Origin of the sequence: Erwinia sp. MYb416 (genome assembly GCF_037479575.1) — a bacterium.
Classification (GTDB): Bacteria; Pseudomonadota; Gammaproteobacteria; order Enterobacterales; family Enterobacteriaceae; genus Erwinia; species Erwinia rhapontici.
The window spans coordinates 102,038-127,005 of the sequence record NZ_JBBGYT010000438.1 but is presented as its reverse complement, the minus strand read 5'-3'; the positions used below and the strand labels follow the sequence as shown (position 1 = coordinate 127,005).

The 24,968-nt window shown below is 53.0% G+C and carries 22 protein-coding genes; 10 read left to right on the top strand and 12 right to left on the bottom strand.

The features are described 5' to 3' along the window. Positions 1-118 precede the first annotated feature (118 nt). From WH277_RS09990 to WH277_RS09970, 5 genes are all read right to left on the bottom strand, one after another. Positions 119-1,399 (bottom strand): lysozyme inhibitor LprI family protein, encoded by a 1,281-nt coding sequence (locus WH277_RS09990; RefSeq protein WP_339505488.1) that lies wholly within the window; start codon positions 1,397-1,399, stop codon positions 119-121. Positions 1,400-1,711: 312 nt separating this feature from the next. Then, the gene (locus tag WH277_RS09985; protein WP_241008234.1) at positions 1,712-3,031 is read right to left on the bottom strand and encodes a c-type cytochrome; all 1,320 of its coding nucleotides are present in this window, start codon (positions 3,029-3,031) and stop codon (positions 1,712-1,714) included. After that, positions 3,031-4,800, bottom strand: coding sequence for a GMC family oxidoreductase (locus tag WH277_RS09980; protein WP_133843558.1), 1,770 nt, complete (start codon positions 4,798-4,800; stop codon positions 3,031-3,033). Before WH277_RS09980 ends, WH277_RS09985 begins: the two co-directional genes overlap by 1 nt. Positions 4,801-4,820: 20 nt before the next feature. Beyond that, on the bottom strand, positions 4,821-5,549 hold the full coding sequence (locus WH277_RS09975; RefSeq protein WP_259150930.1) for a gluconate 2-dehydrogenase subunit 3 family protein: 729 nt from the start codon (positions 5,547-5,549) through the stop codon (positions 4,821-4,823). Positions 5,550-5,858: 309 nt separating this feature from the next. After that, a complete protein-coding gene (locus WH277_RS09970) occupies positions 5,859-6,878 on the bottom strand; it encodes a LacI family DNA-binding transcriptional regulator (protein ID WP_339505482.1) in 1,020 nt (339 codons plus the stop codon). Between the two features lie 367 nt (positions 6,879-7,245). On the opposite strand from WH277_RS09970, the gene WH277_RS09965 reads away from it, so the two are divergent. The 4 genes from WH277_RS09965 (at position 7,246) to WH277_RS09950 (ending at position 11,111) form a co-directional block, all read left to right on the top strand. Beyond that, a complete protein-coding gene (locus WH277_RS09965) occupies positions 7,246-8,169 on the top strand; it encodes a substrate-binding domain-containing protein (RefSeq protein ID WP_133843564.1) in 924 nt (307 codons plus the stop codon). A 234-nt stretch (positions 8,170-8,403) separates the two neighbouring features. Beyond that, positions 8,404-9,582 (top strand): Gfo/Idh/MocA family protein, encoded by a 1,179-nt coding sequence (locus WH277_RS09960; protein ID WP_339505480.1) that lies wholly within the window; start codon positions 8,404-8,406, stop codon positions 9,580-9,582. A gap of 10 nt (positions 9,583-9,592) precedes the next feature. Then, entirely contained in the window at positions 9,593-10,534 is a 942-nt protein-coding gene (locus WH277_RS09955) for a sugar phosphate isomerase/epimerase family protein (RefSeq protein ID WP_171148846.1), read from the top strand. A gap of 205 nt (positions 10,535-10,739) precedes the next feature. Then, a complete protein-coding gene (locus tag WH277_RS09950) occupies positions 10,740-11,111 on the top strand; it encodes a hypothetical protein (protein WP_159338615.1) in 372 nt (123 codons plus the stop codon). 49 nt (positions 11,112-11,160) lie between these two features. On the opposite strand, the gene WH277_RS09945 is transcribed toward WH277_RS09950, so the two are convergent. Continuing rightward, positions 11,161-11,964, bottom strand: coding sequence for a DUF4225 domain-containing protein (locus WH277_RS09945; protein WP_339505477.1), 804 nt, complete (start codon positions 11,962-11,964; stop codon positions 11,161-11,163). Between the two features lie 295 nt (positions 11,965-12,259). Here WH277_RS09945 and WH277_RS09940 point away from each other — a divergent pair, with 295 nt between their 5' ends. Further along, complete coding sequence (locus WH277_RS09940) at positions 12,260-12,622, top strand: hypothetical protein (protein WP_339505475.1); 363 nt, start codon at positions 12,260-12,262, stop codon at positions 12,620-12,622. Positions 12,623-12,661: 39 nt separating this feature from the next. Here WH277_RS09940 and WH277_RS09935 read toward each other — a convergent pair whose 3' ends face one another. Both WH277_RS09935 and WH277_RS09930 read right to left on the bottom strand, forming a co-directional pair. Then, positions 12,662-13,471, bottom strand: a complete 810-nt coding sequence (locus tag WH277_RS09935) for a DUF4225 domain-containing protein (RefSeq protein ID WP_133843572.1) — start codon at positions 13,469-13,471, stop codon at positions 12,662-12,664. Positions 13,472-13,651: 180 nt separating this feature from the next. Then, the gene (locus WH277_RS09930) at positions 13,652-15,763 is read right to left on the bottom strand and encodes a DUF4034 domain-containing protein (RefSeq protein WP_339505473.1); all 2,112 of its coding nucleotides are present in this window, start codon (positions 15,761-15,763) and stop codon (positions 13,652-13,654) included. Between the two features lie 227 nt (positions 15,764-15,990). On the opposite strand from WH277_RS09930, the gene WH277_RS09925 reads away from it, so the two are divergent. The 5 genes from WH277_RS09925 to yjiA all read left to right on the top strand — a co-directional run bounded on the left by WH277_RS09925 (position 15,991) and on the right by yjiA (position 20,554). Beyond that, positions 15,991-16,302, top strand: coding sequence for a chorismate mutase (locus WH277_RS09925; RefSeq protein WP_339505471.1), 312 nt, complete (start codon positions 15,991-15,993; stop codon positions 16,300-16,302). Between the two features lie 73 nt (positions 16,303-16,375). After that, entirely contained in the window at positions 16,376-16,861 is a 486-nt protein-coding gene (locus WH277_RS09920; RefSeq protein WP_167864014.1) for a GNAT family N-acetyltransferase, read from the top strand. Between the two features lie 281 nt (positions 16,862-17,142). Further along, entirely contained in the window at positions 17,143-19,296 is a 2,154-nt protein-coding gene (locus WH277_RS09915; protein WP_133843578.1) for a carbon starvation CstA family protein, read from the top strand. Between the two features lie 65 nt (positions 19,297-19,361). Beyond that, the gene (locus WH277_RS09910) at positions 19,362-19,565 is read left to right on the top strand and encodes a YbdD/YjiX family protein (RefSeq protein WP_133843580.1); all 204 of its coding nucleotides are present in this window, start codon (positions 19,362-19,364) and stop codon (positions 19,563-19,565) included. 29 nt (positions 19,566-19,594) lie between these two features. Further along, entirely contained in the window at positions 19,595-20,554 is a 960-nt protein-coding gene (gene yjiA / locus WH277_RS09905) for a GTPase (protein ID WP_167864012.1), read from the top strand. A gap of 1 nt (position 20,555) precedes the next feature. On the opposite strand, the gene btsR is transcribed toward yjiA, so the two are convergent. The 4 genes from btsR to WH277_RS09885 form a co-directional block, all read right to left on the bottom strand. Beyond that, positions 20,556-21,275, bottom strand: coding sequence for a two-component system response regulator BtsR (btsR, locus tag WH277_RS09900; RefSeq protein WP_133843584.1), 720 nt, complete (start codon positions 21,273-21,275; stop codon positions 20,556-20,558). Continuing rightward, positions 21,272-22,957: a sensor histidine kinase gene (locus WH277_RS09895; protein ID WP_339505466.1), complete on the bottom strand. Its 1,686-nt coding sequence runs from the start codon at positions 22,955-22,957 to the stop codon at positions 21,272-21,274. The genes btsR and WH277_RS09895 overlap by 4 nt, the downstream gene beginning before the upstream one ends. Positions 22,958-23,113: 156 nt before the next feature. Further along, positions 23,114-23,899: an ABC transporter ATP-binding protein gene (locus WH277_RS09890; protein ID WP_133843588.1), complete on the bottom strand. Its 786-nt coding sequence runs from the start codon at positions 23,897-23,899 to the stop codon at positions 23,114-23,116. Further along, positions 23,896-24,948: a FecCD family ABC transporter permease gene (locus WH277_RS09885; RefSeq protein WP_133843590.1), complete on the bottom strand. Its 1,053-nt coding sequence runs from the start codon at positions 24,946-24,948 to the stop codon at positions 23,896-23,898. The genes WH277_RS09890 and WH277_RS09885 overlap by 4 nt, the downstream gene beginning before the upstream one ends. Between the last annotated feature and the right edge of the window lie 20 nt (positions 24,949-24,968).

The following is a 24,968-nucleotide window of genomic DNA, read 5'->3' as shown; positions in this document are numbered from 1 at the left end:
ATTATATGGAAATCCTGCAGAGGGAGGCCGTTCACGGATCATCATAAGACAAATAATATTTAAAAAGCGGAGAAATCCCCCTCTGATGTTAAAAACCAGAGGGGGATAAAAGGAAGCATTATTTTTTAGCGAGATAGACTTCTTCGCTCCGATAGTCGCCATTTTCATTGTAATAAGTGTAAGACGCGATAATCATATCTTCGCCATTATAGTTTACATAATGTGGCTGTAAGAAGGCCTCGACCGGAAGAATGCGCTTGGTGGTTTTGTCTGCAAGATCGGTTTTCCAGATGCAGGCATAACCACCCTCATTGTCAAAATAGAATGACGAACCCCGTCCCCAGACATAATTGCGGTCATAACTGTAATCCGCCCCTTTGGCGGTATCCGCCTGCGGCAGGAACACGTTCATACCGGCATCCGGCCGGTCATGCGGGAAGACGTACATCCCTTCGTCAATCTCGCTATTGCTGCGATCGGCGGAGGCCAGACGCCACTGGCCGTCCGGGGAAGTCAGCCGGCTGTTGCACTCGTTACTGCCACAATAGCCCACCCACTTCTTGTTGGCGGGTTCGCTGGCTGGCGGGGTCACCTCTATGATATTGCCGATCTCTTTCGCAGACACCTTCAGCGCAAAAGCCTGCGGCGTCGCAAAGTCACTTTCGCTGTTCACCGCCACGCCCGGCGCCCGGTATTCCGCCACAGAATAGAGAATATCGCCTTGGGCTGCGCCGTTTTTATCCAGCAGTGACAGCTCAAGGTTATATCCCTCGTACACCGCCTCTACCCGGGGTTTCTCTCCGTCTTTCAGCCTGAGAAGAAACGCGCCCTTCTTCTGATCTTTTTCGACATACAGCACCACAAAGACAATCAGGTCATTATTCACGATGCGGTGCGTCAGGGTGCTGAGATAATGCCCGCTGGTGCCCACGGTCAGATTGGCAACATCACTGGAGGTGATTAACGGACGGACGCGCCACGGCTCCTCTGACAGCGTGAAACCGGCTTCACTCTTTAATCCGGGGGCGACAGGTTTATCCAGCTTATCGCCGGGACGGGTAAAGACATCACTGATCTTGTGATAAACCCCGGCGCGCGACAGAATTTTATTGCGCTCAATGTAACGCTGCTTAATGCATTCCGCGTCGGTACCACAGCGGTTTCTTTCTGCCAGCCACTTGCGCTGATCTCTGGCCAGCGTCCCCACACCGTAGCTGTTGTCCATCGCTTTCACAAAGTAACCGTTGGTCACGTTATCCAGCCCGGAAAGATACGTATCCGCACAGATAGTTTTTTCCGTTTCATTCAACCCGGTTAACGTGCAGTCAAAACCGGCAGCGAGCGCGTTCTGCGCCAGCAAAGAAAACCCGAGTGCGATGCCATACTTTAGCTTTATCATTTCTATTTCCTTACGCCCTTTCCATCATGTCATTCTTATTAGCAGGTGTTTCTGGCTTTATTCCAGCGAGGCATTTATCCCGTTATCCAGGCATTCTGTCGGCAGCAAGGCCATGTGCCAGAAAAGGCAAAGATAAGGTCATTCTCAAGCCCGGCACTATAGCACTGCGCTGTTAAAAAATAACCATTCGCGATAAGCGTCCGCTTCCAGTGCCGCAACACAGGCACTGATCGGCCAGTTCATAAAAATGATGGGAAACGTACAGGCGCTAAGGTCACTGGTCTGCCGTTGTTCACGGCAGACCAGACACACTTACTTCATCGCCGGGGTGGGCAGTTTCTGCTGGGCACCGGTTTGCTGCCGCAGTGTGGCCACTTGCTGCTGGGTGACTTCATTACCCTGATTCCCCCAGGAATTACGCACAAAGTTCAGCACCTGGGCAATCTGGGTATCATCCATTTTCCAGTCAAACGCAGGCATGCCTGCCGCCGTCTGTCGCGCTTCGGTATGCGGGGCACGCGCGCCACGCAGCATCGCATGGATCATATTGGTCGGGTCATTCTGCATCGCATGATTTCCGGCAAACGCCGGAACCATACCGCTAATCCCTTCCCCCTTCAGACCGTGACAGGCGGAACAGTTCACCTCATAGCTTAACGCTGCATTGCTGTGGGCCGCTTCATCCATACGGAAACCCTGTGAGACCGGTGTGGAAGATGGCGTAACACCACGCAGATAAGTGGCAATGGACTGCAAATCGCGCTCATTGAAATACTGCGTGGAGTGCTCAACCGCTTCCGCCATCGGCCCGGCGGCGACACTGCTGCCGTTCGATCCCGTTTTCAGATACTGGGTGATGTCCTCGTCGCTCCAGCTTCCGGTGCCGGCATGCGGGTTGGGGGTGATATCCGGTGCAAACCAGGCCCCCAGGCTCCCGCCCTGTAAATAGGCACTGCCGATCTCACCGCCCAGCGCATTGCGAGCGGTATGGCAAACACTACAGTGCGCCGGACCATCAACAATGTACTTGCCGCGATTCCACTCCTCATTTTTCAGCATGTCCGGCTTAAAGCCATTATTGTTGAAGAACAGCATATTCCAGCCTGCCATCGCCAGACGAATATTGTAGGGGAAGTTCATCCCGGCATTTTCATCAATGCGCTGCTTCACCGGCTCAAGGCTTGCGAAGTAAAGCCACAGATCGTGCATGTCCTTATCGCTGATCTGAGTGTAGGCGGTATAGGGCATCGCCGGGTAGAGCAGGCCATGATCGCCCCGCCCCTGACGCACGGCGTTAAAGAAATCACGCTCGGTCATCCTCCCGATGCCGGTATCAACATCCGGGGTGATATTGGAGGTTTCCAGCACGCCAAACGGCGTATCAATTTTATAGCCCCCGGCAAAGTTCGGATTGTGGCAGGCGGCACAGTCCGACAGGCGCATCACATATTCACCGCGCGCGATAGCGGCCTTATCCGTGCTGCGCACATCAGCCAGCGCCACCTGATCATCCGCGACTGCCGAGCGCGAACTTTCCATCACCACCCACAGACGGCCAAACGCCGCAATCCCAACCAGTACGGCCAGCGCGGCAATTCCGCAGCTTATTTTCTTTTTTCTGCTCATGTTCATTATGCCTCCACCAGCGGCGCAGGATTTTTCATGTAGGTCTGATAAATCGCCTGCGCGGCGCGGATGGCCAGCGCCCCCACGGTGACGGTTGGGTTGTAGCCGCCGTTATTCGGGAACGCCGATGCGCCAACGACGAACAGATTGTGGGCATCCCAGCTTTGCAGGAACGGGTTCAGAGCCGAGGTCGTCGGGTCCGCGCCCATCACCGCACCGCCGATGGTATGCGAGCTATGCTGTTGATACGGGTTCCAGCTTTTCTCTGACTGGTTATCCACCACCAGATGCTGCCCACCGGTCTCTTTCATGATCTTAACGGCACGATCGGTGACGTACTTCGCCATGTTGATATCGTTCTGGTTCCAGTCAAACGTCATGCGCAGCAGCGGCTGGCCGTGGCGATCTTTGTAGCGGGGATCGAGGTCGAGGAAGGCATCACGTACCGGCATTGATGTGCCCTGGCAGAAGATGGTGCCCGCCGTCTGATAGTCACGGGCATAGCCTGCTTTCCACTCACTGCCCCAGCGTCGTGTGCCCGGACGCAGGTTATCCATGTTCTGGATCGGGCGCCCGTTAGTGGAGAAACCCATAATGCCCGCGCCACCGATAAAATCTAAATGGCTATGGTCGAAGTTATCGCCATTGAAATCATCAATCTGCACGGCCAGTGCGCCGCCACCGATAAACGGGTTCATCTTTTCGTTATCAAAGAAGCCGGTCACGGTTGAACAGGTCTGGTAGTTGTAGTTACGGCCGATGGTGCCGCGCCCGGTGCGCGGGTCATACTGCTCACCCACCCCGGACAACAGCATCAGCCGCACGTTGTCCATCTGATAGGCGGTAATGCAGACGATATCCGCAGGCTGAAAACCTTCCTCGCCCTCTTTGGTGATAAATTTCACGCCCTTCACGGTCTTGCCGTCGTCATGCTTCACTGCGTGCAGCACTTCGGTATCGGTCAGCAGAGTGAAGTTCGGGCGGCGCATCAGGGCCGGTAAAATACAGGCCTGCGGCGAGGATTTAGAAAAGTTACCACAGCCGTGAAAATCACAGAAACCGCAGTAGGTACAAGGCCCCATTGTCACCCCCAGCGGATTCACATAAGCCTGAGAAATATTGCCTGCCGGAATGGTGAAGGGGTTGTAGCCCATTTTTTGCGAGGTGTTTCTGAATTTGCGCATCCAGTGGGTGTCTTTCAGCGGCGGGGTCGGGTATTCGCGTGAGCGCGGGCCTTCAAACACATTGCCGCCCGGGCGTTTTTCTCCATTCAAATTCCCGGCAATGCCGGACGTCCCGGCGATACGCTCAAAGCGATCGTAAAACGGTGCCATCTCATCATAGGTGACGCCCCAGTCCTGCAACTGTAGCCCCGCCATTTTTGCCGCACCGTAGCGTTCGCGCGTCTGGCTGGCCACCTCGAAATCCCACGGTGAAAAACGCCATGACATCCCCGCCCAGTGTGTCCCTGCACCGCCAACGTTCCAGCCAAACTGGAAAGCCGACCAGTTTCGTACCGGGGCGGCATCCTGCCCACTGCGGTTACGGAAGGTGGTGGTTTCCACGCTCATGGGCTGCATAATTTTACGGCGAGATTTCCAGCGTAATTCATCCGGGTCAACGGCCGGGGGGAAGTCGGTTGAGGTATCGCGCCAGGCCCCACGTTCAATGGCCACCACGTTTAATCCGGCACGGGTCAGTTCTTCTGCCATGACGGACCCCGCCCAGCCCAGGCCGACAATCACCACGTCGGCGCGGTTTCTGATATGTGACATTTGCTTTGCTCCAGCTATTTTTAATCGTTTGGAATCAGGCTAACCGGAATCAGCTGCAGATCTTCATTGTGGCGGTCAACATAAGGGCGGTAGTCATATCTTGCGCCTGGAAAACCAATCATTTTCCAGCCGGACATATTTTTATTACCACCATAGATAGGATCGGCCAGATAGCCTTCACGTACGTTTTGCAGCATCAGTTCAAATAACGCCTGGCTGTTGATATCACTGCCAAGGTTAATTTCCCCTTTTTCCATTTTCGTCAGGAAAATATCAATCTGATCGGCGTTCAGTGAATGGAAGGATCCCTGGTGCTGGCTCTGCGCCCAGGTTTCTAATGCTTTCAACCCGGTGAGATAACGTTCGCGCGGTGAGGTAAGAAACTGCGGGCTGCCCATCAGTTTTTCTTCGTTTTCCGGCTGTAACGGTCCATCCAGATAGAGCGCGGCGCCGGAGCCGTAATCCCCAGCCAGCTCTGCATCAATGAACTCGATACAACCTGATTCACTGGCTGAGGGGCCGAAACTGTCAGCGGGGATCAGACGATCGAACAGCGCAGCCAGGTTTTGTCGATCGGTTTCATTGGTCAGGACCCGATACCCCTTCTGCCAGGCAGGCTGAGGCAGATGGTCGGTGCTCATCTGTGTCTCGAGCGGGACCCCCTTCATCTCTTCCGCCCGTAACTTCGGCGTCACGGCCAGCGCCGCCACGATCGAACTCAGCGAAAATATCGCTTCTCTGCGGTTCATGTGTATTTCCTTGATGAATTTAAGACGTCGTTATCCCTGCGAGATAATTAAAGCTCTCGCACAAAATGGCAGAATATCTTTGCCATTATTTTTCATAAACCAGAGGTAATTAAATCGACGCAGGCCCCCAGGCATAATATTCAGCCTGTTTGAGTCGTCATGCTTGAAAGAGAGTGTGACTTATCTCCGGAATTATCCGTTTTTATGTTTAGCGGGGTGTGTACAGCGGAAATAACCACACCCCATGTTACCCTTTATATTTCAAACTTCAGAGGCATGGGTTGCCCTCATGCATCTGAATCACTGACTTCAGAATGATGGCTCGCGTTTCAGATGCGACTGCCGGACGCGTATTTCGCCCCAGCGCCAGTCACCTTCCGCTGTGCTGACGTCATCGATCAGGCGGTTGAGCGCTTCATTAATCAGCCCTTCAATCCCCTGACTCCAACTGGTCAGCATCCAGTCATCGGAGGCAGCATCATCGATATCATCAAACCCGACGATGCCGATCTGCCCCTGTCGGCCATAGTGTTTTAACGCCTGCATGGCACCCAATGCCAGGATGTCGTTTTCGCAAAAAATCGCATCGACGACATCCGTACCTGATTGCAAATAGTCGTTCATTGCCCGGTGACCGTTTTGACGGTCGTAATGCCCGGCATTCAGCACCTGTTCAATGGCAAAACCGTTCTGCTGTAACCGATGCTGATAACCTTCCATCCTGAGCAAATGATGGCCTTCGGTATCCGGCCCCTTCATATAACCAAAACGCTGGTAACCCTGCGTCAGCAACAGTTGGGCAATCTCCTCCCCGGCGCGAAAGCCATCAATGTTGACCACGTCGATCTCGTCGGTGTCGTTATTACGGCACACCTGCACCAGCGGGATATGGTGCATATCATGCGCAATGGCAATCAGCTCTTCCGTCAGGATGGTGCCGAGAAACAAAATACCGTCCACCTGGAGCTGATCGGCCATCGACAGCACCGAGCGGTAGTTCTCCCCAGGGGTAATATTCAGCACCAGCGCCATATTACTGCGGGCCTGAAGCTGCCGGGTGACCACATCCAGCATCATCATGGAGTGCGGATTTTTTAACTCATCAATCACCACACCGATAATCTGCGTTCTTTTCTTCGACAGGCTGCGCGCCAGCAGATTGGGCCGATAACCCAGCTCTTTCGCCGCGGCTTCTACCTTCTCACGCGCCCGATCGGAAACCGATGCTCCCGGCGTAAAGGTACGGGATACCGTCCACTTAGATACTCCCGCCCGTTTCGCCACATCGTTGGCGGTGGTTTTATGGCGCATTTTTACATTCTTAGTCATAACACCTGCGTTCTGGAGTCTGGTAACCCTGCATTGAACGCTAAACGCCGGTGAAAATAAACTGTCCGCCGCGATATCTGTACCCTGGCGCTGTCGTCTTAGGAGTTCCCCTACTAATGTTGCGATTATGTTCGATCTCTGCACCCGATTGCAATTATTTTTGCAATCGGGTGCAAGATGTTATTTTTTTGTGACGGAAACCGATGATTTGATCTTTCGGGGATTGACTAAATTTTAGGCGTAGCCGACATTCCTCAGACGCACCGGGAAGCCACCTTCACATCGTGGCAGATAACGGTCCTTTTTTGCACCCGGTTGCATAAAAATATTTCTATAACGATAAAACCTCAACCTACGGAATAACCCAATGAAAATATTCAAAGTATTACTGGTAATGTTCAGTGCCCTGCTGGCATTCGGCGCACAGGCAAAGACCGTGAAGGTCGGCGTGGCGTTGGCTAACTTCGATTTAAATTTTGTCTCCATTCTACGCACGCAGATGATCGGCGAGCTGAAAAATCTTGAGATGGACAGCCAGTTTTCTGATGCCAAAGGCGACGTTGCATTGCAGATCCAGCAGGTTGACGATTTTATCAACCAGGGCGTGGACGCCATTATCCTCAATCCGGTGGATACCCAGGGCGTTTTGCCAATGATGCAGGCGGCGAAGCGCGCCAACATCCCGCTGGTGTTCGTTAACCGTAAACCGGAAGTCAAACTCGGTGCGGGCCAGGCCTATGTCGGTTCGGACTCGGCCCTGAGCGGCAGGCTGCAAATGGAAGCGATGGCGAAGAAAATGAACTACAAAGGCAATATCGCCATTCTGATGGGCGCGCTCTCCAACGAAGAGGCACGCGAGCGTACCAAAGCGGTGGAAGAAGTGATCGCACAGCATAAAGAGATGAAAGTGATCGAAAGACAGAGCGCGAAATGGCAGCGTAACGAAGCGGTGGATGTGACGTCCAGCTGGTTGCTCAACGGTGCGCCGATTGACGGCATCGCTGCCAACAATGACGAAATGGCGATTGGTGCGATCATGGCAATCAATCAGGCGAAGAAATCCAACATCGTCGTAGCAGGCATTGATGGCACGCCGGATGGTCTGCAATTTATTAAAAATGGCGAAATGGCTGTCACCGTCTTCCAGGATGCCAAAGGCCAGGCTATCGGGGCTGTAAAAGTGGTTAAGTCACTGGTAGAAAAACAGAAAACCGAGACCTACAACTGGATCCCTTATGAGGTTGTCACCAAAGAAAACTACCTGAGCTTCACCGAGAAAAATAAGAAGTAAGCCGAAGGCACCCACTCTGTGGGCCAATAAAAAAATAGATGCACCCGGGTGCATTTTGTTGAAATTTTGTGATCAACCTTGTGAGTTTTGCATGATGTCGATTGACTTAATATTCGCCATCTTGAAGAGTGCAGCACATGACAAGCAGTTGCATCACCGCTTTTCTCAGTTTGAAACGAACACGATTACGCCCTATTTTGCACCCGGGTGCACACAACAACTCAGGAGTCGAAAATGTTAAATGGTGAAAGAAAAATCCCCCGCCCACTTCGCTGGGCAATGATTGGCGGCGGCCGCCTGAGCCAGGTCGGTTATAAACACCGTAGCGGTGCGCTGCGCGACAACACCGCCTATCAGCTGGTGGCCTGCGCATTCGATATCGATGCCGCACGCGGCCGGGATTTCGGCGTTAACCTCGGCGTGGCCGCAGAGCGTTGCTACGACGGCTACCAGCAGTTGCTGGCGGAAGAAGCGAAGCGTGATGACGGTATCGAAGTCGTTACCATCGCTACGCCGAACGGCACCCACTATGAAATCACCAAAGCGGCGCTGAATGCGGGTATCCATGTAATTTGCGAGAAGCCGCTGTTCTTCACCACAACCGAAGCGCGTGAAATCAAAGCGCTGGCGGCGGCCAAAGGGCTGATCGTGGGTGTCACCTACGGCTTCTCCGGCCACCCGCTGCTGATGCAGATGCGCGCGATGATCGCCAACGGTGACATCGGCGACGTACGCATGGTGGAGTTGCAATACACCCACGGCTTCAGCGCCAATGATAGCGCCGACAAGTTCAGCGAAGCCCAGAAGTGGCGCGTTGACCCGAAAATTGCCGGGCCAACCTTCGTGCTGGGCGATATCTCTACTCATACCTTCTATATCTCACAGCTGGTGCTGCCAGATCTGCACATCAAGTCTTTGCTGTGTGACCGTCAGAGCTTTATCCCGTCCCGCGCCCCGCTGGAAGATAACGCGATGGTGCTGATGCATTACGAAGGCGGCGCAGTAGGCCGTATGTGGGCATCATCAATTAATGCAGGTTCCATGGACAGCCAGTTTATTCGCGTGATTGGTTCACAGGCCAGCCTGGAGTGGAACGACTATAACCCTGGCGAACTGAAGTATGAAACCCAGGGGAAACCCACGCAGATGATGCATCACGGTATGCCTTACCTGGATGAGAGCGCACTGGCCGATGAACGTCTGGGCGCGCTGCACACCGAAGGCCTGGCCGAATCCTGGGCCAATATTTATCTGAAATTTGCCATTGCCATCAGCGCCCAGCAGCGCGGTGACCAGCAGACGCTGGATACCCTGATTTATCCCGATATTGACGCCGGCCTGGAAGGCGTTCGCTGGATTGAAAACTGTGTACGTTCTGCCGACAACGGCTCCACCTGGGTCAATTACGAGTAAGGTTAGCAAGATGAAATTATCGTTCTGTACCGACAGCCTGGGCCATCTGCCCTTCGAACAAATGCTGGATAAATTACTGGAGCTGGGCGTTTACGGAGTGGAGATGACCACCGGCGGCTGGTCGGGCGCGCCTCACCTGCGTACAGATGAACTGCTGGCAAGCAAGGCTAAACGCCAGCAGGTTCTTCAGGCGCTGGAAAGCCGTGGCATGCAGATTGCCGCGCTGAACGTGTCCGGTAACCCGCTCGACCCGGGCGAGCTGGGCCAGCGCCACAAAAGCGACACCGACAAAGCGTTACAGCTGGCTGGTGAGTTTGGCGTGAAGAAAATCGTGATGATGAGTGGCCTGCCGCCGGCCAGCCCGAATGACACCATCCCGAACTGGATCACCTATACCGTAAGCTGGCCGCCAACGCTGAAAAACTGCCTCGACTATCAGTGGAACGAGGTCGCGATCCCTTACTGGCAGGGGCTGGTTGCCCGTGCCAAAGAGTGCGGCGTAGATAAATTTGCGCTGGAAAACTTCAGTTCCATGCTGGTGTGGAACCCGGAAACACTGTTCCGCCTGCGTGATGCCGTTGGGTCAACGGTGGGCCTGAACCTCGACCCAAGCCACCTGCTGTGGATGGGCGCGGACCCGATTGCCGCGGCACGTGCACTTGGTCCGGCGATCCACCATGTACACGGTAAAGATGTGCGCCTGGAGCGCGGTCTGGTGGGAATTAACGGCCTGCTGGAAACCAAACCGGTAGAAGATGTGGCAAACCGTGCATGGAACTACGTGGCGGTTGGTTGCGGTCAGGATCTGCAGTGGTGGAAAGAGTTCTTCTCCGTTGTGCGCATGATGGGCTACAACGACTGGGTATCGCTGGAGATGGAAGATCTCACCATGTCTGTTGAGGCCGGCGTTACCTCATCCATTGCTGCGCTGCAACAGACCATCAGCCAGTAATCCGATATTCCCGGGCTGCACGCTGTTGCAGCCCTGCTTTCTCGCCTTCTGCTTATTTCGCCATAAATCGCTAATTATCCATTTTTAGGGGTATTGATGGTTTCCTCTCTCCCAAACCTGTCTTTCAACCGCCGTATCCTCTACTCTCACCGCAACGCGACCTGATAAGGGAATGACAAGGATGATTGAATAAAAGGAGGGAACCATGACCGAATTAGAAAAGGATTTACTCGCCAACGGTTTTAGCGAAAACGATTTGAAAAAACTCAGAAGGGCCAGAGAACGGGCGAAACAAGATGAGCAGGTCGAGGGTGATAATGCGTTAGATTATGATGATACGTTGAGAGAGGAGATCAAGGTATTGGGTTCAACTTTCTTGTGCATTACATATGCTATTTTAGTTATACTCATTCTTTTTAATACATCACGAATATCAGAAGAGTACTCAACACTAGAGATGATGACACTAAGTTTTATCATTACCGTTTTTGTTTATTTATGTTCAAGCATTGCCAATCCATTAATGCTGGGATTAAAATCATGCTTATACAAAAAAAGATTTAAAAATAATAAATAAAAATGCCACGCATTAAAATGTGTGGCAACTCAGACATTATTATTAAATATTACAGTTCACCACCTGAATGCATTCCATAGATAAGCCTCAAGTTATTACCTGAAACAACCACTTCCAACATTAAAGATGCTTTACTCATCCTGCCAACCTGAATATAAAAATCAGATGGAATGAATTTATAGAGTCGCCAGGCATCTGCTTTGAGGCTCATTTTAAAGACACCGTAGGCGGAGCTGACAATCTCCATAGAATGATAAGTTGTAAGCCCTATCCTCCGGTCAAAACCCATAAATTTAGCAACACCTACATAAGCATCTTTTAAAAAATTTGGTGGATCTTCTTTTCCATATAATTTTAAAATATTTTCTAACATTGAAGTCCCACTGCTTATAATAATGTAAGAGCCAGCAATTTTCCCCACCATGGATCCCGCTTTAATTGCACTCCTTGCTATAGAAACCCCGCCGGCTAGCTGCACAGTACCCATGACAAGATTCACAGCATCAATGGTATAACCCAGCTCTTTATTATACTTCTCCATGCTGACTGTAAGAAATATCTTTGCCTGCCCCATCGTCAGCCGGTCGCCCTGAGTGCTGATGTTATTGCTCTCCTCCATGATATTATTAATGGCGGCTTTGCACTGAGCATCACTTTTAGACTTATTGATTTCATGAAGATTAGCGTTAGCAAACGCTTTCACCTCGTCAAGAAACCGGGCGCGGATAAAGTGATCGCGTATATGTTTCCCGGCAACGATCTCTGCCACCCGGTATAAATCCGAGGCAGCAGACTGCCCCATTGCAGCGAAATACTTGTTATCGTTACTTCTTCTGTTTAGATAAATATCCATAAATTACTTCTTCTCCTTGAAGTACATTAACTATCTCATCAGGATTTTATTAACAAATTAATTATTCGATGTCACGCGGAAGAGGTACAGAATATCGAGATACACATGGTAACTGCACTTTTTTGATGGAAGGAGATTAAGCTTAATGAAAAATAAATAGTTAATAGTCCATTTTTCATGATGCAGATGAATTTTCTTATCCCAGGACTGTCTTTCAACCGACTTATCCTCTACTCTCACCGCAGCGCGACCTGATAAGGGAATGACAAGGATGATTGAATAAAAGGAGGGAACCATGACCGAATTAGAAAAGGATTTACTCGCCAACGGTTTTAGCGAAAAAGATTTAAAAAAATTCAGAAGAGCCAGAGAACGGGCGAAACAAGATGAGCAGTTTGAGGGAGATAATGACTTAGATTATGATGAGACGTTGAGAGAGGTGATCAAAGATCTGGGCTCAAGCTTTTCATTAATCATATATATAACATTAACCATGCTTTTTCTCTTGAATGCCACATGCATATCAAAAGAGTATCCAACATGGAAAATAATAGAAGGAAATGCCTTTATCATCTGCATTGTCATTATATGCTCATCCGTCGTATTCCCCGTACTGTTAGGGTTAAAATCATGGATGTACAAAAAAAGAAAAAAATAATAATAAGCCACGCTTTACAACGTGGCAATTTACAACTAACTATGGCGTGGACTTATTATTAAAATTCATGCCAGAAATCACCCTCAAATTATTACCAGAAACCAGTATTTCAAGAGTTAACGATGCTCTACTCATCTGGTTAACCTGAATACGAAAATCAGCAGGAATAAATCTATACAACCTATGTGCGCCAGGCTTGAGGCCCAGTCTGAACACGCCATAGGCGGAACTGATGATTTCCATCGAGTGGTAGGCTGTCAGACCTAACTTCTTATTAAAGCCCATGAACTTAGCCGCCCCAACGTAGGCATCTTTCAAAAAACTAGGTGGGTTAGCATCACCATTTAATTTATAAAGACTTTCTGTTGCTGAACTCCCACCGCTAATGGCAACGTAGGAACCTGCGATCTTCCCTATCAGAGATGCCGTTTTAATTGCACTCCTTGCTATAGAAACCCCGCCTGCTAGCTGCACCGTACCCACGACAAGATTCACAGCATCAATGGTATATCCCAGCTCTTTATTATACTTCTCCATACTGACAGTAAGAAAGATCTTTGCCTGCCCCATCGTCAGTCGATCGCCCTGAGTGCTGATGTTATTGCTCTCCTCCCTGATATTATTAATGGCGGCTTTGCATTGAGCATCACTTTTAGACTTATTGATTTCATGAAGATTAGCGTTAGCAAACGCTTTCACCTCGTCAAGAAACCGGGCGCGGATAAAGTGATCGCGTATATGTTTCCCGGCAACGATTTCTGCCACCCGGTATAAATCCGAGGCAGCAGACTGCCCCATGGCAGAGAAGTACTTGTTATCGTTACTTCTTCTGTTTAGATAAATATCCATAAATTACTTCTTCTCCTTGAAGTACATTTACTTTCCATTCGGAATAATATTTATCATTTTTATTTTTGGTTAACCAGTGCAGATTCTATTATCACTATTTTTTTAGTATTTACTCCGTGTGTGCTTATGTGAATCATTCATCGAGAGCGTGGCTGCCCCTGCATGCAGCCACTTTTTATCTTATTCTACGGCATCAAAAGTCATTGCCCTGCCGTGCTCATCCATGCGCGCTTTATCGCGACGAAAAGCCATTGATGAACGCAATCCGCCGAACAGGGCACCGCGCTGATAAATCTCGCCTGCACGTTCCAGCAAATATTCATCCTGCGGGCTGATGGCCAGACCGCGATCCACCCAGACTTTTGCCAGATAACGGTTTGCAACGCAGCCAGAACCGGTAAAGAAGGCGTGAGCATAATAGGCGGCGGCGTACTCCTGATTGTCAGGGCGTTCATCGTTCCACAGTGCAGCCAGCACCTCTTCCACCGCAAAGCGACGATCCGCATCGCTGGCGTACTGATTAAACAGGATCAATCCCGACAGCTCACGCGTGGCGCGCTGCCAGACTTCCAGCCCGACATTAGCGGCATTCATCACCCCGATAAACAGATCGCGTGCACGCTGATACTGCTGTGCGTTAACAATCTCGTTTTCACGGGAAATGACGTACCCCAGGTTGTACTGGCAAATCACGTTACCGGCCTCTGCTGCCCGTTCCATCCACGCCAGAGCCTGCTCGCGATTTTCCCAGGCTGTGGCATCGCGGCCATAGCGGCGCGACATCCGGCCCGAATAGAGGTCGTATAATCCGGCCATTGCAGAGGCATCACCGGCGTCAGCCGCGGCCTGCGTCAGGAAAATCCCCGCCTCTTCGGATACAGACTCAAACAGGTTGGCACCTGCCTGGCCGATATCAAGATCGGACTCCAGCGCCAGGCCCAGCGGGATCAGTCGCTCATGGTCAAACTGCCCCTGACGGATGCCATAAAAGCCGTATTTGCTGGCCAGCCCCGCCACCAGCACCTCGTACTGGCAGTCGCCCCACTGCTGACTGCGCTCCAGCCACATTGGGCGCAGGCCAAAGCTGTCCTCAATACCCGCAAAATCCAGGCAGGAGAGTAAAGAGCTGAACGCATCATGAAGCCCAGGATCGGCAACCGGATGATCAACCTGCCATGCCTTGACCAGCGCATCGTAGGCCTGCTGCATCTCTGGCTTGTTCCAGTGCACCTCACCGTCCTCTTCCGTGCGCGCGTAGTGACAAAGGAAGTTGGCAAAACTGCGCAGCACAGAGGCATGCTGGCGCGGAGTCAGGTTGAGTGCTAACAGGGCATCATATTGCCGCAGACAAAAAGCAATGTTCTCCCGATCATCCTCCTCCGGCATTAACGCCACATAGCCGAGATAATCCCAGGCCTGTGTCATGCGTAAACCGTTACGTTCACTTTCGGTCAATCCACGACACCAGTCACTGTCGATAAACGCCGACATTTCCTGATGGCTCCCGCCCCAACGCGGATAGAGGAAATGCACCCAGGAACTGAGGATGGTGTACAGATTCGGGCGCGCGTCCAGCGTCAGCCGCAGCCGCAGCCAGTAAAGCTTACTGTTCTGTTGCTCCTCTTCACTGCGCGGCGATAAACATGCCGGCAGGGCCTGAGGGATAATGGCCAGCTCACTGCCCCCTTCCTCGCGCAACCACTGCATGCCAGCGGCCCAGACCTCCGGGTCGACCTCAGACTGGCGCTGCGTATAGCTGTCGGGCTGTTCACCCAGCGCCAGTGCGAATAACCACTGCGGCTCACCCAGATAACAGCTCAGACGGAAAATACGGAACAGCGCATACGCGGGTTTCGGATGCAAAGGTAGCGCGCGCAGATAGGCGGCAATGCCTGAATCACGCGCCAGTTCCGCCCCCATCCAGCGGTCGTCTGTCACGTAATCACCACCATTTTGAGTACGGATACGGCCCGCGGCACGCTCCCAGTAGCACCCCAGTAGCAGATGAGCATGGTAGGAATCAGGATGAAGGGCGACCCACGCCTCCAGCGCGGCCAGGGTATCAGCCACCGGCTGGAGCGGGTCGAACAGCATGTCGATGCTCCACTCATAGTCGTACGCTTCACTGACACCGTTCAGCCAGGGCTGGGATTGCTGTTCAAGTAATGCATCGAGTGCCGCAAACTGCTGGCTGACAAACAACGCACGCAGGTGCGCACGGCGTGCAAGAATTGACGCCAGAGGTTCATAATCAGAGGCCATATTATCTGTTCTTCCTGAGTGTTCGCTCATCGCCCTTCCTTTAAGTCAAATTCAGCGAAAAGTCCCTGAGCTATTGAAAAGTTTCATAAAAGATAATTTTTTGAGCCTTCGTTATATCAGCAATATTGAGCAAATTCAGGATAAAAATGATCCAAACCAGAGAAATTTACATTAACGAGGCTGACCGCTTTTCCTGCTGGTCAATGTGCATCACTTTAGGTAAGCTTGATCTACAAAACTAGTACAAGAGATCAACCATGACCTTTACTTCTATTGACGATGTGAGAAAGAGCATCGACCAGATCGACATCCGCCTGGTGGCGCTGATTGCCCAACGGGGAGAATGTGTAAAAGCCGCCGCGGCATTTAAGAAAGACAGTGATGCCGTACGTGCACCGGATCGTGTGCAGAAGGTGATTGATAAAGTGCGTCAGCAGGCCGCAGAACACCATCTGCCGGAAGAGATTATCGAGAAAGTGTACCGCGCAATGATTGGCGCATTTATTGATTATGAACTGGAACAGCACCGACAACTGAGCGAAAGCAGGACGCCGCCGTCTTCCAGATAACAGGGAGTGGTAGGGTGGTATGCTGTTAATATTGTCCTGTTTATCAGTTGTATTCATCACTAAGGAGTAAGAGATGATCACCTTCCGCTTAATGACAGAAGACGAGTTCCCTGCTTATCTTGAATATTTTATTCCAGATTATGCCAACGAGATAGGGGCAAATTATGGACTATCCCCAAGTGCTTCTCTTGTGAGAGCAAAGCAGGAAATAACAGAAGCGCTTGCGGAAGGCGTTAATACCTGTGGGCAGGTTTTAATGTCCCTGGTTGCGCGATTAGATAAGACTGAAATGCATGTAGGCTATCTCTGGTATAAACCAGATACGATTATGCGTACAGTTTTTATCTACGATTTTCATATCTTCAGCTCTTTCCAGGGCACAGGGCTGGGTAAACAAACTCTTCGCGCCTTTGAAGATAATCTTCGGGAAAAGGGTTTTAAAGAGATTAGACTGCGCGTTGCAGGAGATAATGCTCGTGCTCGCCATATCTATGAGACCAGCGGTTTTGGCGTCACGGGTATCAACATGAGCAAGATTATCGCAGGCCAGAATAACTGATGATATTCATTTGAGACGAGCGTCGGTCTCGCATGCAACCCGCGACGAGACGTTTCCAAGCCCCTGAAAAAACAGACAGCCTCAGTGAGACCCCAGTCACATATTTCCACCCTTAAGTTTACCGGCGAAACCGCTTTACGTCGGTAAGCTACCGCTTAATCCCCCATATCGCCACTCAACGAATTATCCCCCTGCTTTCTGTATAAATTCGCCACCATATCGCTGGTATAAAACTCTTTCGATTGCACACCATCTAACTTCGTATAAAGCCAGGTTTCCCTATGAATAAAAACAAGCTATTCAAGCACATACCATGGATGATTCTCGGGATCATCGGTGCGTGTTGTCTGGCCGTGGTCGCACTCAGACGCGGCGAACATATCAGTGCGCTGTGGATCGTTGTGGCATCCGTGTCGGTCTATCTGGTGGCATATCGTTATTACAGCCTCTACATCGCCCAGAAGGTGATGAGACTCGACCCGACCCGCGCGACGCCTGCGGTGATCAATAACGATGGCCTGAACTATGTGCCAACCAACCGTAACGTCTTGTTTGGGCACCACTTCGCGGCGATTGCCGGGGCGGGGCCGCTGGTCGGTCCGGTGCTGGCGGCGCAGATGGGCTACCTGCCCGGCGTGCTGTGGCTGCTGGCGGGCGTGGTGCTGGCCGGGGCGGTACAGGACTTTATGGTGCTGTTTATCTCCCAGCGCCGTAACGGTGCTTCACTCGGTGAGATGATCAAAAATGAGATGGGCCCGGTTCCCGGTACCATTGCGCTGTTCGGCTGCTTCCTGATCATGATTATCATCCTTGCGGTGCTGGCCCTGATCGTAGTGAAAGCGCTGGCTGAAAGTCCGTGGGGCGTGTTTACCGTCTGCTCAACGGTGCCGATTGCGCTGTTTATGGGCATCTATATGCGCTTTATCCGGCCGGGGCGGGTCGGGGAAATCTCCGTTATTGGCGTGATCCTGCTGATAGCGTCGATCTACTTTGGTGGCGTGATTGCCCACGATCCGTACTGGGGCCCGGCACTGACCTTTAAAGACACCACCATCACCTTCACGCTGATTGGCTATGCCTTTATTTCTGCATTGCTGCCCGTGTGGCTGATTCTGGCCCCGCGTGACTATCTGGCCACCTTCCTGAAAATTGGGGTGATTGTTGGCCTGGCCATCGGGATTGTCATTCTCAATCCTGAACTGAAAATGCCGGCGCTGACACAGTACATTGATGGTACTGGCCCGCTGTGGAAAGGCGCGTTGTTCCCGTTCCTGTTTATTACGATCGCCTGCGGTGCCGTTTCCGGCTTCCATGCGCTGATCGCTTCCGGCACCACGCCGAAACTGCTGGCCTGTGAAACCGATGCGCGCTTTATCGGTTACGGCGCCATGCTGATGGAGTCGTTTGTTGCGGTGATGGCGCTGGTCGCGGCCTCGATTATCGAACCGGGTCTCTACTTCGCGATGAACACTCCCCCCGCAGGCCTCGGCATCGTCATGCCAAACCTGCATGAGCTCGGCGGTGCCAACGCGCCAATGATTATGGCGCAGCTGCAGGATGTGACCGCTCAGGCGGCAGCCACCGTCAGCTCCTGGGGCTTTGTGATTTCTCCTGAGCAAATCCTGCAAACCGCGAAAGATATTGGTGAGCCGTCGGTGCTGAACCGTGCGGGTGGTGCGCCAACGCTGGCCGTCGGGATTGCCCATGTGTTTGACAAAATTATGCCAATTGCCGATATGGGCTTCTGGTATCACTTTGGCATTCTGTTTGAAGCGCTGTTTATCCTGACCGCGCTGGATGCCGGTACCCGTTCCGGCCGCTTTATGTTGCAGGATTTGTTGGGTAACTTTGTGCCTTTCCTGAAGAAAACCGATTCACTGCTGGCGGGTGTTGTCGGCACCGCAGGCTGTGTCGGGCTGTGGGGCTACCTGCTGTATCAGGGCGTGGTTGACCCACTGGGCGGCGTGAAAAGCCTGTGGCCGCTGTTTGGTATTTCCAACCAGATGCTGGCCGCGGTGGCGCTGGTACTGGCGAGCGTGGTGCTGATTAAGATGAAGCGTACGCAATACATCTGGGTGACGATGCTACCTGCTGTATGGCTGCTGATTTGTACCACCTGGGCGCTGGCGCTCAAGCTGTTCAGCACCAATCCGCAGATGGAAGGTTTCTTCTATATGGCCAGCGAGTACAAAGCCAAAGTGGCCGCCGGAGGCGCTGAGCTGACGGCTCAACAGGTGAGCAATATGAATCATATTGTGATCAACAACTACACTAACGCGGGTCTGAGTATTCTGTTCCTCATAGTGGTGTACAGTATTATCTTCTACGGCATTAAAGCCTGGCTGAACGCACGCCAGTCCAGTGAACCAACCGATACGGAAACCGCTTACGTTCCGGTGCCGAAAGAAGGGGTTAAGGTGTCATCCGGCCATTAACCCTGTTAAAAGACGGGCGAGGCATGCCTCGCCCTTACTCCGATCTGTACAACAGGGAATACATCATGTTCGATAACTTAGGCGCGGCGAAGAAATACCTCGGCCAGGCGGCGCGTATGCTGGTCGGCATTCCTGATTACGATACCTACGTTGAACACATGCAGACCAATCACCCGGATAAACCGGTGATGACCTATAAAGAGTTCTTCCGAGAGCGCCAGCAGGCGCGCTATGGCGGAGATGGAAAAGGCGGCATGCGCTGCTGCTGATGCAAGACGACTATCAAGGTAGATAACCTATGACCCCCATTGCTGTCACGGTACTGACCGGTTTTCTCGGCGCGGGAAAAACCACGCTGTTACGTCATATTCTGCATGAACAGCAGGACTACAAAATTGCGGTGATTGAGAATGAGTTTGGTGCCGTCGCCGTCGATAATCAGCTACTTGGCGATCGCGCCACGCAAATCACTACCCTTACTAACGGCTGTATTTGCTGTACCCGTTCCGGGGAGCTGGAAACCGCCTTGCTCGACCTGCTGGACAGCCGGGATAACGGCGACATCACCTTCGATCGCTTAATCATCGAATGCACCGGCATGGCCGATCCTGGCCCGATTATTCAGACCTTTTTCTCCCATGAGATCCTGTGCGAGCGCTATCTGCTGGACGGCGTGATCGCGCTGGTTGATGCCGTACATGCCGGGCAGCAGATGGATCAGTTTACTCTGGCGCAGTCGCAAATAGGCTACGCCGACCGCATTCTGCTGACCAAGACGGATATCAGTGGCACGCCGCCGGAGCTGATGGAGCGTTTGCAACGCATCAATGCGCGTGCACCGATTTACCCGGTGATCCATGGCGATATTGACCTGGCGCTGTTGTTTGATACCCGGGGATTTATGCTGGAAGAGGCGATCGTCACGCCAAAACCGCGTTTTCAGTTTATCCCACAGCAGCAGAATGCCATCTCCTCCATAGTGCTGGAGCTGGACTACCCGCTGGCACTGGAGGCGGTGTCGAAAGTGATGGAGGATCTGCTGGCCGGTTTTGCCGATAAGCTGCTGCGCTACAAAGGGATGTTGTGGATTGCCGATCAGCCGTGCCGCCTGCTGTTCCAGGGCGTACAGCGACTGTACAGTGCTGACTGGGATCGCGAGTGGCAGGCTGATGAACAGCCTGCCAGCACGCTGGTATTTATCGGCATTGAGCTACCGGAAGAGGAAATCCGTGCGGCCTTTGCCGGCTTAAAACCGTAGCTTACAAGCCCACGGCCTCCTTCAGGCTTTTCAGATAGCGGCGGCTCACCGGCACGGTGTGACCGCTGCTCAGTAACAGCTCTCCCTGGCCATTATCCTCAAGGCGGATCTCTTTCAGATGCGCCATGTTCACCAGAAACTGACGGTGGCATCGCAGCAGCGGTGTGCGATTTTCCAGCGTGCGTAACTTCAGCTCGGTAAAGCCCTCTTTCCCTTCCTGGCTGGTGACATACACCCCGCTCAGGCGGCTACTGACAAATACCACGTCCTGCATCTGTAACAGATAGATACGGCTCTGACCGCTGCAGGGAATAAACTTCAGATCCTGCTGATTATCCGGCAGCACGGAGACATCCTGCCCGTGGCGATCCTGACGCAGGCGCATCAGCGTTTTCTCCAGTCGCGGAACCTCCACCGGTTTCAACAGGTAGTCAAAAGCATGTTCTTCAAATGCCTGCACCGCAAACTCATCATAGGCGGTGAGGAAGACAATCCAGGGACGGTCCTCCGGGTCAAGCATACTGACCATTTCCAGGCCGCTGATGCGCGGCATCTGGATATCGAGGAACAGTACGTCAGGGCGCAGTTTATGCACCATGCCGATCGCCTCAACAGCATTTCCACACTCGCCGACAATTTCGATATCCGGCTCTTTCTGTAACATGACGCGCAGGTTCTCGCGCGCCAGTGGTTCATCATCGACAATCAATACGCTGATCATAGGGGCTCCTCCAGCGGTAACCGCAGTGTAATGCGGGTGAGACAATCCGGTTCACAGGTGACGGTGATACCGTAAGCGTCGCCATATCGCACGCGCAAACGTTTATCCACCAGGCTCATCCCCAGCCCACCACCGCTCTCTTTGGGCTGATAAAGCCCGGCGTTATCTTCAATATCCAGCACCAGATGCTGCCCGTCACGGCTGGCCTTCAGGGTAATTTCACCGATGCCAGGCAGCTGTGAGGTGCCGTGTTTTATTGCATTTTCCACAATCGGTTGCAGGGTAAAGGCAGGAAGCTGGTAGTAAGCCAGCTCCTGCGGCACCCACAACCGGATGCTCAGTCGCGACTGAAAACGCGCCTGCTCAATTTGCAGGTAGGCGTTCACATGTTCGATTTCATTCGCAAGCGTGACAACCTCCGACGGACGCTTCAGGTTTTTCCTGAAGAACGTGGAGAGATACTGCACCAGTTGCCCGGCTTTTTCGCTGTCATGGCGGATCACCGCCATCAGCGTATTCAACGCATTAAACAGAAAATGGGGGTTTACCTGAGCGTGCAGTAGTTTGATTTCGGACTGGGCCAGCAGCGCTTCCTGACGTTCATACTGCCCGGCGAGGATCTGCGCAGACAGCAACTGCGCGATGCCTTCGCCCAGCGTACGGTTGATGGAGCTGAACAGGCGGTTGCGCGGTTCATACAGCTTTATCGTGCCGATCACCTTCTGGTTTTCGCCTCTGAGCGGGATCACCAGCGTCGAGCCAAGTTTGCAATTGGGGTGCAGCGAACAGCGGTAAGGCACTTCGTTACCGTCGGCATAGACCACTTCTCCGCTGTCGATAGCACGCCAGGTATAGGAGGAGGAGATCGGCTTGCCCGGCAGATGGTGATCGTCACCGGTGCCGGTAAAGGCCAGCAGGCGTTCACGGTCAGTGATGGCCACGGCGCCGATATCCAGCTCTTTGTAGAGCACCTGCGCCACCTTCATGCTGTTCTCTTCATTAAACCCCTGGCGCAATATCCCCTCGGTCGAGGCAGCCACCTTCAGCGCCGTGGCCGAAAACGCCGTGGTGTACTTCTCAAACATCGCCCGCTTATCCAGCAGGATGCGCATAAACATCGCTGCCCCCACGGTATTGGTCACCATCATGGGTGCCGCAATGCTCTGCACCAGATGCAAAGCATCCTGGAAGGGTCGGGCAATCAGCAGGATAATCGCCATCTGCACCAGTTCAGCGACAAACGTAATGACGCCCGCCGTCAGCGGGCTGAAGACGTTGTTACTGCGTCCACGTTTGATCAAATAACTGTGCATCAGGCCGCCCAGCAGCCCCTCGGCGATCGTGGAGATCATGCAACTGAGCGCCGTCATGCCGCCCAGAGAATAGCGATGCAATCCGCCCGTCAGCCCCACCAGACCGCCGACCACCGGGCCGCCTAGCAGGCCGCCCATCACGGCACCAATGGCGCGCGTGTTAGCAATCGAGTCTTCAATATGCAGACCGAAATAGGTGCCCATAATGCAGAAAATGGAGAAGGTGATATAGCACAGCAGCTTATGGGGCAGACGCACCGTAACCTGCATAAGAGGGATGAACAGACGGGTTTTACTCATCAGCCATGCGATGACCAGAAACACACACATCTGCTGTAGTAACAATAAAATCAACGTAAATTCGTACATGCCCTGTAATCCACATTCTCCTGTGGGAGCAGCGTACACCGGACGGAGCGATCTTTCCCTCCATCATTCCTTGAAATGCGAGCTGGTACTGATTTTTTTTAAAATTACCTCAGACAGCGGCACGAAAGGATCACCGTGCCCTTGCCTGAGGATTTATCACACCGCCGTGCTGAGCGGCTGGATCACCGGATTGCCTGCGCGATCGCGCAAGATCTCAACCTCAACGCCGTACGTGGCGGCAATCAGTTCGGCGGTCACCACATCACGCGGATTCCCGGCAGCCTGAATTTTCCCCTGCGCGACCACCAGCAGGTTATCCGCATACTGGCAGGCCAGGTTAAGATCGTGCAGCACAATCACCGTCACCCAACCCCGTGCCCGGGTTTCACGCCGGACCAGGTCGAGCAGCGCCAGCTGATGCTTGAGATCCAGTGCGCTGACCGGCTCATCCAGCAACATCGCCAGAGGCTCACGCATCATGACCTGAGCAAACAGCACCATCTGGCGCTGACCGCCGCTTAACGAAGCGATGTCGCGCCCGGCAAGATGGGCAATTCCGGCCTGCGCCAGGCGCTGCATGGCAGCTTCCAGCGTTTCATCATCAATATGCAGCGAGAGTTTGCCCAGCCGCCCAAGTACCACCACTTCCAGCACCGTCAGGCCAATATCGGCGCTGCTGTCCTGCGGTAAATACGCGAAGATCTCACGCCAGGCATGCAGCACCCGGCCAGGCTGTTTTCCTGCCGCCAGATGATGTCCACCACAGCCGATCTGCCCGGATGCCAGCGCCAGCTCACCAAAGATGGCACTCAACAGCGTCGTTTTTCCGGTGCCGTTCGGGCCGATAATCACATGGATTTTACCGGCTTCCAGCCCGGCGCTCACTGCATCAATAATCGGCCGTCCCTGGCGATGAACAGAGACATTATCAAGCTGGATCACAGGGCGCTCCTCCGGGGAGAAAAAATCAGCCATAGCAGGAAAGGCACGCCGACAATGGCGGTGACGATCCCGACCGGGAACAGCGCACCGGGCACGATGGATTTAGACAGCACCGACGCCGCTGACAGCATCAGTGCGCCACTGAGCACCGACATCGGCAGGGAAAATCGCTGATCTTCCCCCACCATCATGCGTGCAATGTGCGGTGCCACCAGCCCGATAAACCCGATAACACCGACAAAACTGGTGGCTGTGGCGGTCATGACCGCGACAATCACCAGCACTTTCATCCGCAGTTGCCGCACGTTAACCCCCAGGCTGAGCGCACGCATTTCCCCCATACGCAGCGCAGCCAGCTTCCACGAGTCCGCCATCAACAGCAGGCAGCACACCAGCGTGACTGCCGCCGTCAGCGTCAGCGTGGGCCAGGTCGCTTTCGTCAGGCTGCCAAACAGCCAGAATAAAATCTGCTGCGACAACTCCGGGGAGGAGAGGAACTGGATCAGCGACAGCATCGACTGGAACAGAAACAGCAGCGCGATGCCGCCCAAAATGATGGTTTCGGTACGCACCCGACGCATTGAGGCCAGCATAAACAGGAACAGTGCCGCCAGCATGGAGAAGATAAAAGCGCCAATCGGCACAGCAATCATGGGATTCAACCCAAAGCCGCCAAAGGCCAGGCTTAACGCCGCGCCAAAGCCTGCCGCCGCCGCCATCCCCAGGGTATAAGGGCTGGCCATCGGGTTATTCAGCAGGGTTTGCATCTGTGCCCCGCCCGCCCCCAGCGCGGCACCCACCACCAGCGCCATCAGCGCCATCGGCAGGCGAAACTCACGCACAATAGCATCGGTCATGGCCGCACGTTCACCGATGCCGGTCAGTGAACGAATCACTTCAGAGGGCGCCAGCATCGACGGGCCGGTAGCAATATCCAGCACCAGACAGAGAGCGGTCAGCAGCAGGAAGAGGAATACGTAGCGCCAGCGTTTGCCTTCACGCGCGCGATGCGCAGCAATGGCTGCACGGTTGTCGGTGGGAGTGTTCATTCAGCGGTCCTGTGTCACAA

Excerpts from the sequence above, each read along its gene's own strand:
- WH277_RS09895 (WP_339505466.1), bottom strand. The coding sequence starts at position 22,957 with ATGTACGAATTTACGTTGATTTTATTGTTACTACAGCAGATGTGTGTG.
- WH277_RS09955 (WP_171148846.1), top strand. The coding sequence starts at position 9,593 with ATGAAATTATCGTTCTGTACCGACAGCCTGGGCCATCTGCCCTTCGAA.
- yjiA (WP_167864012.1), top strand. The coding sequence starts at position 19,595 with ATGACCCCCATTGCTGTCACGGTACTGACCGGTTTTCTCGGCGCGGGA.
- WH277_RS09930 (WP_339505473.1), bottom strand. The coding sequence starts at position 15,763 with ATGAGCGAACACTCAGGAAGAACAGATAATATGGCCTCTGATTATGAA.
- WH277_RS09975 (WP_259150930.1), bottom strand. The coding sequence starts at position 5,549 with ATGAACCGCAGAGAAGCGATATTTTCGCTGAGTTCGATCGTGGCGGCG.
- WH277_RS09945 (WP_339505477.1), bottom strand. The coding sequence starts at position 11,964 with ATGGATATTTATCTAAACAGAAGAAGTAACGATAACAAGTATTTCGCT.
- WH277_RS09920 (WP_167864014.1), top strand. The coding sequence starts at position 16,376 with ATGATCACCTTCCGCTTAATGACAGAAGACGAGTTCCCTGCTTATCTT.
- WH277_RS09970 (WP_339505482.1), bottom strand. The coding sequence starts at position 6,878 with ATGACTAAGAATGTAAAAATGCGCCATAAAACCACCGCCAACGATGTG.
- WH277_RS09950 (WP_159338615.1), top strand. The coding sequence starts at position 10,740 with ATGACCGAATTAGAAAAGGATTTACTCGCCAACGGTTTTAGCGAAAAC.
- WH277_RS09925 (WP_339505471.1), top strand. The coding sequence starts at position 15,991 with ATGACCTTTACTTCTATTGACGATGTGAGAAAGAGCATCGACCAGATC.
- WH277_RS09910 (WP_133843580.1), top strand. The coding sequence starts at position 19,362 with ATGTTCGATAACTTAGGCGCGGCGAAGAAATACCTCGGCCAGGCGGCG.
- WH277_RS09935 (WP_133843572.1), bottom strand. The coding sequence starts at position 13,471 with ATGGATATTTATCTAAACAGAAGAAGTAACGATAACAAGTACTTCTCT.
- btsR (WP_133843584.1), bottom strand. The coding sequence starts at position 21,275 with ATGATCAGCGTATTGATTGTCGATGATGAACCACTGGCGCGCGAGAAC.
- WH277_RS09965 (WP_133843564.1), top strand. The coding sequence starts at position 7,246 with ATGAAAATATTCAAAGTATTACTGGTAATGTTCAGTGCCCTGCTGGCA.
- WH277_RS09915 (WP_133843578.1), top strand. The coding sequence starts at position 17,143 with ATGAATAAAAACAAGCTATTCAAGCACATACCATGGATGATTCTCGGG.
- WH277_RS09980 (WP_133843558.1), bottom strand. The coding sequence starts at position 4,800 with ATGTCACATATCAGAAACCGCGCCGACGTGGTGATTGTCGGCCTGGGC.
- WH277_RS09885 (WP_133843590.1), bottom strand. The coding sequence starts at position 24,948 with ATGAACACTCCCACCGACAACCGTGCAGCCATTGCTGCGCATCGCGCG.
- WH277_RS09990 (WP_339505488.1), bottom strand. The coding sequence starts at position 1,399 with ATGATAAAGCTAAAGTATGGCATCGCACTCGGGTTTTCTTTGCTGGCG.
- WH277_RS09940 (WP_339505475.1), top strand. The coding sequence starts at position 12,260 with ATGACCGAATTAGAAAAGGATTTACTCGCCAACGGTTTTAGCGAAAAA.
- WH277_RS09960 (WP_339505480.1), top strand. The coding sequence starts at position 8,404 with ATGTTAAATGGTGAAAGAAAAATCCCCCGCCCACTTCGCTGGGCAATG.
- WH277_RS09985 (WP_241008234.1), bottom strand. The coding sequence starts at position 3,031 with ATGAACATGAGCAGAAAAAAGAAAATAAGCTGCGGAATTGCCGCGCTG.